We start from the raw sequence: 13,452 nt of genomic DNA, 5'->3' as shown, positions 1-13,452 counted from the left end.
CTTGTGGAGGGCTGGCCTCAACGCAGGTCAATCGGCACTTCCTTTGCCAGGAGCCGGCGACCCCGCTGGCGTTCGCCGGCAACCGCCGGACGGCCATCTGGCGCCAATGTCCGGCCTTATACTGAAATCTGGATGACCGGACGCCCCTGTGTGCCCGGCCGAGGTCAGGAGCGGGCGGCAGGTCCTTCGGACGCCGTCGAGCCGGCGAGCGGCCATGAACAGTCTGTGTTTTTCCAGCGCCATCCGGACGCCCTGGCGGCGCTGGGGTGTCGTTGCGTTATTCCTGCTGGCGCTGGGCGGTTGCTCCCATCGTCCCCCCGAACCCGTCGGCCCGGTCAGCGAGGCCACTTGGCGGCAGGTGGACGCGGACATCGGCGCCGCTTCGCTCAACGCCACGTCCCAGGCCCGCGCCTACGCCGAAGGCGCCATGGAGCACTGGATGGACCTGGTCTACGCGCGCACCGACAGCAAGTTCATCCCCTGGTTTTCCAGCTACTGGACGCAGCAATGGCTGAGCATGAAGGTCGCCTGGTACAAGATGGGTTCCAATGGTGACCTCGACCCCACGGTGGACCGCCTGGCCGCCTACCTGCAGGACGAATATCACCAGCAGGTGCTGGTGCCGGTGGCGAGGGAGCTCGATCCCGACTCCATCATGGAAACGGCCGCCAAGCGTTATGTCGGCGCGCTGGTGGAGGCCCTCAAGGCCATTCCCCAGCGCCGCGGGCTGCCGCAGCAGGCCTTCGACGAGCACCTGAAGGGCATTCCGGCGATTTCCCTCGGCCCACCCTCGAGCCGCGATGCTTCGCTGTATGACGTAGTGCGCGTCCAGGACGTCGGCGAGCTTCCAGCCTTCGCCGCGTTGATGCAGGAGATCCGCAAGGCGTCGGGCAAGGCCGGCGCCGGCACCAAGGTCAGCGGGGTGTCCCCGGTGGCCCAGCGTACCAGCGCCAAGCTGGTCAACGATCTGCGCAACCGCAGCATCGCCGGGGTGGTCGCCAGCGCCGCCGGCAAGGTCGCCGGTTCGATCATCTCGGTGGCCTTCACCCTCTTCAGCCTGAGCAGCAACGACCACGACCGGCCCGAGGTGGAAACCCAGCTGCGCAAGGAGATCAACGCGGCCTTCGACGAACAGTGGCTGGCGCTGATGCACGACCGGGAGGGCGGGGTGATGGCCGGTGTGGACTACCTCGGCGGACGGGTCCAGCAGAGCCTGACCGGCCAGCTGGCACAACCGGTGGAGGAAGAAGAGGACACCCAGGAGGTGCAGTCCTTCGGCGCCGCGCCGCCTCCGCCCATCGATGCCAATGGCGGATTCCGCGTGCTGCGCCAGGGCCAGGGGGTCGCGCCCTGAGCATGACGTTCGGCGCCTGAGGCTTCGCGCAGGTGGCCATGCACAGTATCCTTGCCGCCCGACTTTCGCGGCCGGACGCTGATCCCATGCATTACCAGAACATCCTCTTCGACCTCGACGGCACCCTCACCGACCCGCGCGAGGGCATCACCCGCTCGATCCAGTACGCCCTTGCCCAGCTCGGCATCGACGAACCCGACCTGCGCCAGCTCGAACACTTCATCGGCCCGCCGCTGCTGCAGTGCTTCATGAGCACCTACGACTTCGACGAGGCGCGCGCCTGGGAGGCGGTGAACCACTACCGCGTGCGCTTCAAGGACACCGGGCTGTACGAGAACAAGGTGTTCGAGGGCGTTGGCGAGCTGCTCGAACTGCTCGGCAGCCAGGGCCGCACGCTGTACATCTGCACCAGCAAGCCGACGGTGTTCGCCGCCGAGATCGCCCGGCACTTCGGCTTCGCCCGGCACTTCAAGGTGATCTACGGCAGCGAGCTGGATGGCACCCGCACCAACAAGGTCGAGCTGATCGAGCACCTGCTGGACATCGAGAAGCTGGACCTTGCGCAGACGCTGATGATCGGCGACCGCAAGCACGACCTGATTGGCGCGCATCGCAACGGCCTGTCTGCCGCAGGCGTCGGCTACGGCTTCGGCAGCCGCGAAGAGCTGCTGGCGGAAAGCCCGGCGCACTATTTCGCGAGCATGGACGAGCTGCGCGCGGCGTTTGCCTGACACTCCCCGGCCGGGATTTGTTCGCGAGCAAGCTCGCTCCTACGAAGAGCCGGGGCTCAGGCGTAGGGCGTATAACCGTTCGCGGTTATACGCCGATTCACCCTGATTGCCGGTTGGCATGTAGGTCACGCTCGAAGCGTACTTCGGCAGACACCCAGGTTGGAGTTGGCGCGGTTGGGGGCCAAGGTCAAACGGCGTACAACGTCGAACGTTATACGCCGTACGTTCTGGCCAGGGCTCAGCCGCGCAGCCATTCCGCCAGCCGCACCATCATCGCGTCGCACCTGGCCAACTGCTCCAGGCTGACGAATTCGTCGGGCTTGTGCCCCTGGTCCATGCTGCCGGGGCCGCAGACCACGGTGGGGATGCCGACCTGGTCGAACAGCCCGCCCTCGGTGCCGTAGGCCACGGTGGAGAACTCGCGGGAGCCGCTGAGCAGGGCGATCAGGTCGGCCGCCTCGGTCTGCGGGTCGGTGGCCAGCGCCGGGTAAGCGGACAGCGGGGTGAAACGGATGTCCGCCTCGGCCTTCACCGCCCGCATCTTCGGCAGCAGCTCGGCTTCGGCATACTCGCGCAGGTCATCGGCGACCTGTTGCGGGTCGTCGCTGGGCAGCGCGCGCACTTCGAAATCGAACTGGCACTCGGCTGGCACGATGTTCAAGGCGCGACCGCCGCTGATCACGCCGGTCTGCACGGTGGAGTAGGGCGGATCGAAGCGCGGGTCGTGGCGCGCAGGTTCCGCCAGGCGGGTGCCGATCTCGCCGAGGCGGCCGATCAGCTTCGCCGCATACTCAATGGCGTTCACGCCCTGCGGCGCGTAGGCCGAGTGGCAGGCCGCGCCGTGCACGTTGCAGCGCATCGCCAGCTTGCCCTTGTGCCCGAGCACCGGCTTGAGTTCGGTGGGTTCGCCGATGATGCAGACCATCGGCTTGTGCTCGCGCTGCTCCAGCGCGGCGATCAGCGAGCGCACGCCCAGGCAGCCGACTTCCTCGTCGTAGGAGAAGGCCAGGTGCACCGGCAGGCGCAGCGGCTGGGCGAGGAAGGCCGGCACCGCCGCCAGCACGCAGGCGATGTAGCCCTTCATGTCCGCCGTGCCGCGACCGTAGAGGCGGCCGTCGCGCTCGGTCAGCTCGAACGGCGGGACCGTCCAGGCCTGGCCGTCCACCGGCACCACGTCGGTATGCCCGGACAGGCACACGCCGCCGCGATCCTTGGGACCGAGGGTGGCGTAGAGGTTGGCCTTGCCGCCTTCGGCGTCGAAGAACAGCTCGCTCTCGACGCCCAGACCGGCGAGGTAGTCGCGGATGTATTCGATCAGCGCCAGGTTGGGGTTGCGGCTGACGGTGTCGAAGGCGATCAGCTTGGCGAGGATTTCACGGCTGGAAGACATGGTCGGCTCCTGCTTTTGATCTTCGTAGGAGCGAGCTTGCTCGCGAACAAACCCCGCTGCGAGGCCGGGTTCGCGAGCAAGCTCGCTCCTACATTTCTAGGTCTTACTCGTCACCCGGCACGCCGTAGCTCGGCGCCTTGGTCGGGTCGAGGGCGCGGGTGAGGTAGTCCTGCAGCTGCGGCTTGTAGGCGACCCAGAGCTTCTCCAGCTCATCGATCGGCGCCTCGTCAGCCCAGTCTACGCGCAGGTCGACGATTGGCCAGACCAGATCGCCCACCACCTTCATGGCCGCCGAATGCACCGGGCCGGCTTCGCCGCCCGCGGCCATCGCCGCCTGCATGGCCGCCAGCAGACGCTCGGCGAGGCAACCGCCGGTCTGCTCGAAGGTGCGGGTCATGGCTTCCATCACCGCCGTGGAGGACAGCAGGTTGCCCGCCGCCACGCAGTTCTCGCCGGCCACCGCGTGGTTCACGCCCAGCGCTTCGCTGCCGGTGAACAGCGCGACCTTGCCGTGCTGGTCGATCACGGTCACCTGGCGGTACTGGCTGTAGCCGTTGCTCGACAGCGCCTTGTCCAGCGCCGCGCCCGGCTCCAGGCCGGTTTCCAGCAGGTCGAGGATCTGCGGGCCGAGGGCCGGCAGGGTGACGTTCTGTGTGGCCACCGCGCCAACCCCGGCGCGTACCCAGGGGCAACGGGCGCCCACGGCAATGCTCGAGGAGCTGATGGCGATACCCAGCTGGCCGGTCTCGGCGCAGCGTCCAACGATGGAAAAGGTCATGGGAGCTCCTTAATCAATCCTGTGTCGTAAACGACAAAACGGCGAGGCGGGGAAATCCCCGCGTCGCCGCTTCATCGCGGTGCTGCGAAAGTGTTACGAGCGACGGCCAGGCAAGGCGGGGATGGACGGGAAAAGCGGAGTTTGCTGTAGCAAATGAGCATTTTTCCGTCCGTCCCCAACGCCGTCTGGCCTAGCGCAGTAGCTTTCAGTCCGGAATCACCGCGATGACGTCGATTTCCATCAGCCACTGCGGCTGGCCGAGGGCCGAGACCACCAGGCCGGTGGAGATCGGGAACACGCCCTTCAGCCACTTGCCGACTTCCTGGTACACCGGCTCGCGGTAACGCGGGTCGATGATGTAGGTGGTGGTCTTGACGATGTGCGACAGGTCGCTGCCGGCTTCTTCGAGCAGCTGCTTGACGTTTTTCATCGCCTGCTCGGCCTGGGCGCGCGGGTCGCCCAGCCCTACCAGGTTGCCCTCGAAGTCAGTACCGACCTGGCCGCGCACGTACACGGTGTTGCCGGCGCGCACGGCCTGGCAGAGGTCGTTGTCCAGGGTCTGGTTCGGGTAGGTGTCCTTGGTGTTGAACATGCGGATGCGAGTGTGGGTAGGCATCTCTTACTCCCAGGAAGCGGCTTTTTGAACGGAGGCTTCGCGCTGCGAAGCGTCCTGGTATTCGACATATTTACGCTGGGTGGCGATGTGGCCGGCCACGTGCTTGGCGTCGTGCCAGACACCCCAGATGAAGGAGGAGCCCCGGCGCGACAGCCACGGCAGGCCGACGAAGTACACGCCCGGCTCGCGGGATACACCGCGCTGGTGCTTGGGCTTGCCCTTCTCGTCGAAGGCATCGACCTGCAGCCAGTTGAAGTCCACGGCGTAACCGGTGGCCCAGATGATCGAGGTGATGCCGGCCTCGGCGAGGTCCAGTTCCAGGATCGGGTTGCGTACGCATTCGGCGTCCGGGTAGACCTTGCGGGCCTCCGGCTCTTCCGGCAGGTCAAGGCCGTTGCGCTCGATGTAGGCATCGGCGGCGTCCAGCAGGCCCAGGTAGTTATCGTCGCCCGCCTTGAGGTTCTTCAGCAGGTCGTCCTGGAAGGTCACCTTGCTGCCTTCGAAGGCCTTGGTCAGGCCGACCAGGGTGATGCCCTCGTTGGCCAGGCGGCGGAAGTCGATGGTCTCGCCGCCACGGGCACCGCTCACGGCGATGGTCACGTGCTCGCGGCCCGGCTGCACTTCCTCGGCGTCCCACAGGCCGAGCACGCCCAGCCACCAGACGAAGTCACGGTTGCGGTAGGAGCGCGGCGGACGGTCATGGGCGCCCACGGAGAGGTAGGTCTTCTTGCCGGCGCGGTTCAGCTCGTCGGCGATCTGCACGCCGGAGGAGCCGGCACCGACCACCAGCACGGCGCCTTCGGGCAACTGCTGGGGGTTGTAATACTGGGCCGAGTGGATCTGCTGCAGGCTCTCGGTCTTCGGCGCGATGGCAGGGATCACCGGGCGCTGGAACGGGCCGGTGGCGGACACGATGCGCAGGGCCTGGAGGGTGCCTTCGGAGGTTTCCACGGTGAAGCCGGGACGGCCGTTGTTGCGGGTCACCTTCTTCACTTCCACGCCGGTGTGGATCGGTGCGTTGAACTGCTTGGCGTAGGCGACGAAGTAGTCGGCTACCTGTTCCTTGGCCGGAAACTCATCCGGGCCGACCGAGAATTCCATGCCCGGGAAGCGGTCGTGCCAGGCCGGGCCGTTGGCGACCAGGGAATCCCAGCGGCCGGTGCGCCAGGCCTCGGCGATGCGGCTCTTCTCCAGCACGATGTGCGGTACGCCCAGGCTGGTCAGGTGCTCGCTCATGGCCACGCCGGCCTGACCGGCGCCAACGACCAGCGTATCGATTTCCAGGTTGTCGAGCGACTTCTTGGCGAAGGCGTTCGGATTCAGCTCGGTCATGGCTTGCTTCCTCTGACTCTGATCTCGTTGTTCTGCTTGTTGCGCTAGTAGCGAGGTGCTTGGGCGCATTCTGTTCAGAGACTGGCAATAGCGAAATTATGTTTTTTGTAGTCGCAGGCTAGGGAAAAGCTGTCGGGCCTCAAGCCACGGGGCATGCCGGCCGAAAGGGCAGGGGTATAGGATTTTTGGTGGCTGGGGTGACAAATTGGATAGGCAGAAATTACGGGTGATTGTCCGTCACCAGTATTCGGGCTTGCAGGCAGGGCGTTTGCGAGTCGGAACCCGGGGCGGAAACTGATGCTTGCGCAGTTCTTCTTCGGTAATTGAGCGGCGTGTCCAATGCGCACATTCCAGCAAGGAACCAGGTGGTTCGCGCTTGATGCCCTCACGGTGAGGCAGAATCACTCCGATCCGTAGCGTCGGATAGTCTTCGCGCAACGCTCGCAGGGCTGGTGCCATGTCTGTATCGGCCGAGACAAGCACGATCTGCTCGATGCGTTGCTCTGGCATGGTGCTGGACTGTCTTGTCGCCAGTCGATACATGCTGATGGCCAGATGGACGTCGGTTTCCTTCTCTTCCAACTGCCAGATATCGACCTGGTCTGCCCTTGATGCAGGAGTGTGCTTGTCGATGAATCTGGGGGCGCGTCCTGGCTCCAGGCGATGCCGGCCGAAGTAAACCTCTACACCGCGCGCCTTGAGTGCTCGTATGTAGGTGTCCTGAGCCTGCTTGGAGAGAATGCCGCGTGATGCGAGATCGGGTTTCACCCCGGCAGTGAAGTAACTGATCGAGGCAACTTCGGAGTGCGGCGTCTGCACGCGCAAGACGTGCTGAAGTAGGGCTGGCAGGTCCAGCCATTTGAACTCGGTGCCGGCCAGTAGGTCGTAGAAGAGGTTGTAGCCGTCGACGAAAAAAGCAGTACGCACGAGTTTCCAATCCCTAGAAACGAAAAAACCGGCCTATTGGCCGGTTTCTTCACCCCAACGGCCAGCGAACTGAATCGCTGCGTACGGGGTTGAGTCGTAAAGAAGATGCTAGGGAACCTTGGATATGGCTGTCAATCGGACGCGGTCGACAGAATGACGAGTGGATTTCGTCCTTACCGACTCTCCGCCACCGCCTCCAGGAACCGCTCCAGCACCAGGTTCGGCCGGCGGCCCTTGCGGGTCACCACGGTCAGCGGGATGTCGTAATGGAAGCGCTCCGGCCGCAGGGCGCGCATGCGGCCCTGGGCCACCCAGTCGGCGGCGTAGTGGTCGGGCAGGTAGCCGATATAGCTGCCGGTGAGGATCAGGAAGGCCATGCCCTCGCGGTCCGAGGCACTGGCGCCGCCGCGCAGCTCCTGGTGTCGCTCCTGTGCCTCGGCGGGGATGCGGTAGCTGGGCGCCACGGCGTCGCAGGCGTGCACCTCCTCCACCGTGATGCTCGCGTCGTCGCGCTCGAACAGCGGATGCTCGCGGCTGCAGTACAGCAGCGAGCGCTCTTCATAAAGAGAGGAATACTCCAGCCCCGACAGCGGACTGATCAGCGGCACCACGCCCACGTGCAGGCGCCCGTCGAGCACGCCCAGCTCGATCTCGTTGGGCGTGGTCATGCCGATATTGATCCGCACCCCCGGCCCGCTGGCCTTCAGCGCGCGCAGGGCGTGGGTGATGCGCATCTGCGGGAGGGTCACCAGGTTGTTGATGATGCCGATGTTCAGCGCGCCGCGCAGGTGCTGGTGCAGCTCGTTGACCTCCGCGCGGAAGCCCTCCAGCGCCGCCAGCAGCGACTGAGTGGCGCGGTATACCTCGCGGCCCTCGTCGGTCATGGCAAAGCCGGCGCGGCCGCGCTGGCACAGGCGCATGCCCAGGCGCTTCTCCAGGTCGCCCATGTGCAGGCTGATGGCCGAGCGGCTGATGCCCAGCGTGCTTTCCGCGGCCGAGAAGCTGCCGCACTCGACTATGGTTTTGAAGATGCGCAGCAGGCGGATCTCGAAGTCGCTGACCTGACCCAGGGAAGGGGCGCGGGGTTTTGCCATTTTAGTTTTACCAATTCGAAACTGAGCGTGAGAAGAATAGGCTTTAACTCACGTTTAGTCAGGCTCAATCTTGCTTCATCGCAGCAGGCCCGACGCGGCCTGCGCGCCCAACAAGACTGTCGTCGAGGACAAGCTCCATGAACCAGCACGTGAACGTCACCCCGTCGGTGACCAGCGACCTGAACCTGAAGGCCCACTGGATGCCCTTCAGCGCCAACCGTAACTTCCACAAGGACCCGCGCATCATCGTCGGTGCCGAAGGCAGCTACCTGGTCGACGACAAGGGCCGCAAGATCTACGACAGCCTCTCCGGCCTGTGGACCTGCGGTGCCGGCCACTCGCGCAAGGAAATCGCCGACGCGGTCGCCAAGCAGCTGACCACCCTCGACTACTCCCCGGCCTTCCAGTACGGCCACCGACTGTCCTTCCAGCTGGCCGAGAAGATCACACAGCTGACCCCGGCCGGCCTGGACCACGTGTTCTTCACCGGCTCGGGTTCCGAGTGCGCCGACACCTCGATCAAGATGGCCCGTGCCTACTGGCGCATCAAAGGCCAGGCGCAGAAGACCAAGCTGATCGGCCGCGCCCGTGGCTACCACGGCGTGAACGTCGCCGGCACCTCCCTGGGCGGCATCGGCGGCAACCGCAAGATGTTCGGCCAGCTGATGGACGTCGACCACCTGCCGCACACCCTGCAGCCGGGCCTGGCCTTCACCAAGGGCATGGCCGAAACCGGCGGCGTCGAGCTGGCCAACGAGCTGCTCAAGCTGATCGAACTGCATGACGCCTCCAACATCGCCGCCGTCATCGTCGAGCCGATGTCCGGTTCCGCCGGCGTCCTGGTTCCGCCGAAGGGCTACCTGCAGCGCCTGCGCGAAATCTGCGACCAGCACAACATCCTGCTGATCTTCGACGAAGTGATCACCGCCTTCGGCCGCATGGGCAAGGCCACCGGCGCCGAGTTCTTCGGCGTGAAGCCGGACATCATGAACGTCGCCAAGCAGGTCACCAACGGCGCCATCCCCATGGGCGCGGTGATCGCCAGCAGCGAAATCTACGACACCTTCATGGGCCAGAACCTGCCGGAATACGCCGTCGAGTTCGGCCATGGCTACACCTACTCCGCGCACCCGGTCGCCTGCGCCGCCGGTATCGCCGCGCTGGACCTGCTGGCCAAGGAAAACCTGATCCAGCAGTCCCTGGAGCTGGCGCCTTACTTCGAGAAGGCCATCCACGGCCTGAAGGGCGCGAAGAACGTCGTCGACATCCGCAACTGCGGCCTGGCTGGCGCGATCCAGATCGCCGGCCGTGACGGCGACGCCATCGTGCGTCCGTTCGAAGCCAGCATGAAGCTGTGGAAAGAAGGCTTCTACGTGCGCTTCGGCGGCGACACCCTGCAGTTCGGCCCGACCTTCAACGCCAAGCCCGAAGACCTGGACCGCCTGTTCAGCGCCGTTGGCGACGCCCTCAACGGGGTAGCGTAAGTGAGCGAGCGTCCGAAGGCCGTCCCGACGGTACAGATCGACAACGACAAGGTCCTGGTCACCGAGTGGCGCTTCGCCCCCGGTGCCGAGACCGGCTGGCACCGCCACGGCATGGAATACGTCGTGGTCCCGGTGACCCACGGCGAGCTGCTGCTGGAAACCCCCGAGGGCGAGCGGCGCGCGCCGCTGGTCCTGGGCCAGAGCTACACCCGTCAGATCGGTACCGAACACAACGTGATCAACCCCTGCGATCACGAAGTGGCCTTCATCGAGATCGAGCTCAAGCAAGGCGACCACCCGCACGAGCATTGAGCACGCGGGCACGCAAGCAGGCAGCGCCGGACGAGTCGCCTTAGAGTGGCCGTCCTGGCGGGCCCGCTGCCCGGCACCGACTAAATCCCCGCTCCCCCGGGAGAGGGCTAGGGTGAGGGGCTCTTGAAAGAGTCCCGCCCCACACTTTCAGCGAGAAGAGACAACCCATGACCATCGTCAAGCACCTGATCGGCGGCGAGATGATCGCCGACACCGGCCGCACCGCCGACGTCTTCAACCCGTCCACCGGCGAAGCCGTGCGCAAGGTCCCGCTGGCCAGCCGCGAAACCGTCCAGCAGGCCATCGACGCCGCCAAGGCCGCCTTCCCGGCCTGGCGCAACACCCCGCCGGCCAAGCGTGCCCAGGTCCTGTTCCGCTTCAAGCAACTGCTCGAAGCCAACGAGCAGCGCATCGTCCAGCTGATCAGCGAAGAACACGGCAAGACCATCGAAGACGCCGCCGGTGAACTCAAGCGCGGTATCGAGAACGTCGAATACGCCTGCGCCGCCCCGGAAATCCTCAAGGGCGAGTACAGCCGCAACGTCGGTCCGAACATCGACGCCTGGAGCGACTTCCAGCCGATCGGCGTGGTCGCCGGCATCACCCCGTTCAACTTCCCGGCCATGGTGCCCCTGTGGATGTACCCGCTGGCCATCGCCTGCGGCAACACCTTCATCCTCAAGCCGTCCGAGCGTGACCCGAGCTCCACCCTGCTGATCGCCGAACTCTTCGAAGAAGCCGGCCTGCCCAAGGGCGTGCTGAACGTGGTGCACGGCGACAAGACCGCCGTGGACGCGCTGATCGAGGCCCCGGAAGTCAAGGCCCTGAGCTTCGTCGGCTCGACCCCGATCGCCGAGTACATCTATTCCGAAGGCACCAAGCGCGGCAAGCGCGTACAGGCCCTGGGCGGCGCCAAGAACCACGCCGTGCTGATGCCCGACTGCGACCTGGACAACGCCGTCAGCGCCCTGATGGGGGCGGCCTACGGCTCCTGCGGCGAGCGCTGCATGGCCATCTCCGTGGCCGTTTGCGTGGGCGACCAGATCGGCGACGCGCTGGTCGAGAAGATCGTTCCGCAGATCAAAGGCCTGAAGATCGGCGCCGGCACCTCCTGCGGCCTCGACATGGGCCCGCTGGTCACTGGCGCTGCCCAGGCCAAGGTCACCGGCTACATCGACAGCGGCGTCGCACAAGGCGCCCAGCTGCTGGTCGACGGCCGCAACTACAAGGTTGCCGGTCACGAGAATGGCTTCTTCGTCGGTGGCACCCTGTTCGACAAGGTCACCCCGGACATGACCATCTACCAGGAAGAAATCTTCGGCCCGGTGCTCTGCATCGTGCGCGTGAACAGCCTGGAAGAAGCCATGCAGCTGATCAACGACCACGAATACGGCAACGGCACCTGCATCTTCACCCGCGACGGTGAAGCGGCCCGCCTGTTCTGCGACGAGATCGAAGTCGGCATGGTCGGCGTCAACGTACCGCTGCCGGTACCGGTGGCCTACCACAGCTTCGGCGGCTGGAAGCGTTCGCTGTTCGGCGACCTCCACGCCTACGGCCCGGACGGCGTGCGCTTCTACACCAAGCGCAAGGCCATCACCCAGCGCTGGCCGCAGCGTAAGAGCCACGAAGCGGCGCAGTTTGCCTTCCCCAGCAATGGTTGATGGTGAATAGGTAACAGAGAAGGCCGGTCTAGTGACCGGCCTTTTTTATTTGTGGATCAGTGGTTCTAAAGGAAGGTACGTAGTTCGGTACAATGTCTGTTCAAACGCCACTGTTCGCCATCGGCGGCAAGGACGACCTTTCATGCAAGTACTCACCTTCACCCAGGCCCGCGCCGGCCTGAAGCAGACCATGGACGATGTGTGCCGGGATCACGAACCGGCGGTTATCACCCGTCAACGTGGTGAACCGGTGGTGATGATTTCGCTGGAGGATTACAACGGCATGCAGGAAACCCTCTACCTGCTGAGTTCCACCGCCAATGCCCAGCGGTTGCGCGAGTCCCTGGACGAGGTGCGCGCCGGCAAGGTTCAGGTCAAGGAGCTGACCGTTGAACGCGAAATCGAAAAGCCGTAACAAGTCCTCGGCCCGCGGTTCAGTCACTGTTGCGTTCACCAGCCATGGCTGGGAGGACTATCAGTACTGGGAGCAGGGAGATACCGAGACTTTCCGCGCGCTCAATGCCCTGATCGAGGAGTGCCGGCGTACACCCCACAAGGGCACCGGCAAGCCGGAGCCGCTCAAGGGCGATCTTTCCGGGTTCTGGTCTCGCCGCATTACCCGTGAGCATCGGTTGGTCTATCTGTACGAGGCCGAGGTGCTGACCATTCTCCAGTGCCGTTACCACTACGATAAATAGGGCCGCCGAAGCGGCCCTTTTCATTTGGGCTAGTCGGACCAGGCGAGTTTTGGCACGTCTTCCCAGCGCATCCATATCCCGCCCTGCCAGTTCAGCAGCAGCCAGCGCTTTGCATCCCAAGCCAGCATCACCCGTCTTGGTGCATCGGTATCCGCTGCGTGTTCGTCGCGCAGGGTGGGGATGACGTCCTGGGTGAGCCAGCGGTCGAGGGCTTCGAGTTCGGGGTGGCCGAAGCGGAGCAGGGCCTTGTAGACGGCGGCTTCGCTGAGCATCACGGTGGGTTCTTCTGCGCCGGAGCTGTTGGCGAGGCGGACGGTCTGGACTTCGTGGGGGTAGAAGCGGTGGTGGATGCTGTGGGGGAAGCGGTAGGCGAGCAGGCGGGCGATGTCCGAGGCGACGAACCAGGCCTGGTTGTCGATCATGACGCCGCGCAGGAAGCGTTTGTGGCGGGTGAAGAAGGTTGGGGTGTAGGTGTCGCGCATTGATGAATGCTCCACTAGAAATTAAGAGCTGCCATCTACGTCGCCAAACGAAGGGAGGCAGACCGCGCGGGGTTGGCGAACCGGTTAGTGGTACCCGGCAGACCCTGAGGTCTCCCCGCGCGATCCGCCATTGAGCGTTGCAGAAATTTCTGCACGTGCGGGGACCTGCAAGAACATTCGCTGTTCTCGCAAGCGCCATCAAGCGCTTTCGCGCCACTAGTTCCAGGTCGCCAAACCCGGGTCACGGAATGTGACTGCGGGAGGATAGAAATGGAGCGGATTTCCCAACAAGCCAGCCGATTCCGGGAGGCTTGTAGGAGCGGACTTTGTCCGCGATGCTCTTGTAGGGCGAATAACGCTCCAAGCGTTATCCGCCGTCTTGTTCGGTGTTTCCGCGCCGCTTCGGCGTGTTCGGGGAGATTTTGTTTCGCCCCCTCGGGCGAGTCCCTTTTGTCAAACGACATGTACGGACCGGGTACATAGCTGACAGGTGTGCGGGGACATGGTTGACACTTTCCGGCGAGCAGCCTTGTCGGGAATCCACACCATGCCCTGGAACACGAGAGATGCCATGAGCCTGAAAGAGGAAT

At 64.8% G+C, this 13,452-nt stretch carries 14 protein-coding genes; 7 read left to right on the top strand and 7 right to left on the bottom strand.

Going from position 1 to position 13,452, the window contains the following annotated elements; genetic code table 11:
- Positions 1-214: 214 nt before the first annotated feature.
- Together J5M67_RS07990 and J5M67_RS07985 are read left to right on the top strand one after the other, a co-directional pair.
- Positions 215-1,354, top strand: a complete 1,140-nt coding sequence (locus tag J5M67_RS07990) for a hypothetical protein (protein ID WP_207884768.1) — start codon at positions 215-217, stop codon at positions 1,352-1,354.
- 86 nt (positions 1,355-1,440) lie between these two features.
- Complete coding sequence (locus J5M67_RS07985; protein WP_207884767.1) at positions 1,441-2,085, top strand: HAD family hydrolase; 645 nt, start codon at positions 1,441-1,443, stop codon at positions 2,083-2,085.
- 238 nt (positions 2,086-2,323) lie between these two features.
- Here J5M67_RS07985 and argE read toward each other — a convergent pair whose 3' ends face one another.
- From argE to J5M67_RS07955, 6 genes are all read right to left on the bottom strand, one after another.
- Positions 2,324-3,475, bottom strand: coding sequence for an acetylornithine deacetylase (argE, locus tag J5M67_RS07980; RefSeq protein ID WP_207884766.1), 1,152 nt, complete (start codon positions 3,473-3,475; stop codon positions 2,324-2,326).
- A 103-nt stretch (positions 3,476-3,578) separates the two neighbouring features.
- A complete protein-coding gene (locus J5M67_RS07975; RefSeq protein ID WP_207884765.1) occupies positions 3,579-4,253 on the bottom strand; it encodes a DUF1028 domain-containing protein in 675 nt (224 codons plus the stop codon).
- A gap of 205 nt (positions 4,254-4,458) precedes the next feature.
- Complete coding sequence (locus J5M67_RS07970; RefSeq protein WP_207884764.1) at positions 4,459-4,869, bottom strand: RidA family protein; 411 nt, start codon at positions 4,867-4,869, stop codon at positions 4,459-4,461.
- A gap of 3 nt (positions 4,870-4,872) precedes the next feature.
- The gene (locus tag J5M67_RS07965; RefSeq protein ID WP_207884763.1) at positions 4,873-6,201 is read right to left on the bottom strand and encodes an NAD(P)/FAD-dependent oxidoreductase; all 1,329 of its coding nucleotides are present in this window, start codon (positions 6,199-6,201) and stop codon (positions 4,873-4,875) included.
- A gap of 237 nt (positions 6,202-6,438) precedes the next feature.
- Positions 6,439-7,128 carry an NYN domain-containing protein gene (locus J5M67_RS07960; RefSeq protein WP_207884762.1) on the bottom strand — a complete coding sequence of 230 codons (690 nt, stop codon included), beginning with the start codon at positions 7,126-7,128 and terminating at the stop codon, positions 6,439-6,441.
- Between the two features lie 173 nt (positions 7,129-7,301).
- Positions 7,302-8,222, bottom strand: a complete 921-nt coding sequence (locus J5M67_RS07955; RefSeq protein WP_207884761.1) for a LysR family transcriptional regulator — start codon at positions 8,220-8,222, stop codon at positions 7,302-7,304.
- A 137-nt stretch (positions 8,223-8,359) separates the two neighbouring features.
- On the opposite strand from J5M67_RS07955, the gene J5M67_RS07950 reads away from it, so the two are divergent.
- The 5 genes from J5M67_RS07950 (at position 8,360) to J5M67_RS07930 (ending at position 12,380) form a co-directional block, all read left to right on the top strand.
- Positions 8,360-9,706 carry an aspartate aminotransferase family protein gene (locus tag J5M67_RS07950; RefSeq protein ID WP_207884760.1) on the top strand — a complete coding sequence of 449 codons (1,347 nt, stop codon included), beginning with the start codon at positions 8,360-8,362 and terminating at the stop codon, positions 9,704-9,706.
- The gene (locus tag J5M67_RS07945) at positions 9,707-10,018 is read left to right on the top strand and encodes a cupin domain-containing protein (RefSeq protein WP_207884759.1); all 312 of its coding nucleotides are present in this window, start codon (positions 9,707-9,709) and stop codon (positions 10,016-10,018) included.
- A gap of 167 nt (positions 10,019-10,185) precedes the next feature.
- Positions 10,186-11,682: a CoA-acylating methylmalonate-semialdehyde dehydrogenase gene (locus J5M67_RS07940; RefSeq protein WP_207884758.1), complete on the top strand. Its 1,497-nt coding sequence runs from the start codon at positions 10,186-10,188 to the stop codon at positions 11,680-11,682.
- Positions 11,683-11,824: 142 nt separating this feature from the next.
- Complete coding sequence (locus tag J5M67_RS07935; RefSeq protein WP_207884757.1) at positions 11,825-12,097, top strand: type II toxin-antitoxin system Phd/YefM family antitoxin; 273 nt, start codon at positions 11,825-11,827, stop codon at positions 12,095-12,097.
- Positions 12,072-12,380: a Txe/YoeB family addiction module toxin gene (locus tag J5M67_RS07930; RefSeq protein WP_207884756.1), complete on the top strand. Its 309-nt coding sequence runs from the start codon at positions 12,072-12,074 to the stop codon at positions 12,378-12,380. Before J5M67_RS07935 ends, J5M67_RS07930 begins: the two co-directional genes overlap by 26 nt.
- Positions 12,381-12,409: 29 nt before the next feature.
- Here the strand turns inward: J5M67_RS07930 and J5M67_RS07925 are convergent, their stop codons facing one another.
- Positions 12,410-12,862, bottom strand: a complete 453-nt coding sequence (locus J5M67_RS07925) for a BRO family protein (RefSeq protein ID WP_207884755.1) — start codon at positions 12,860-12,862, stop codon at positions 12,410-12,412.
- Positions 12,863-13,452: the final 590 nt, after the last annotated feature.

The organism is Pseudomonas sp. 30_B, from assembly GCF_017491605.1.
In the GTDB taxonomy this organism is placed as follows: Bacteria; Pseudomonadota; Gammaproteobacteria; order Pseudomonadales; family Pseudomonadaceae; genus Pseudomonas.
Note: the sequence above shows the minus strand (reverse complement) of the source record. Positions and strands in the feature narration are given on the sequence as shown.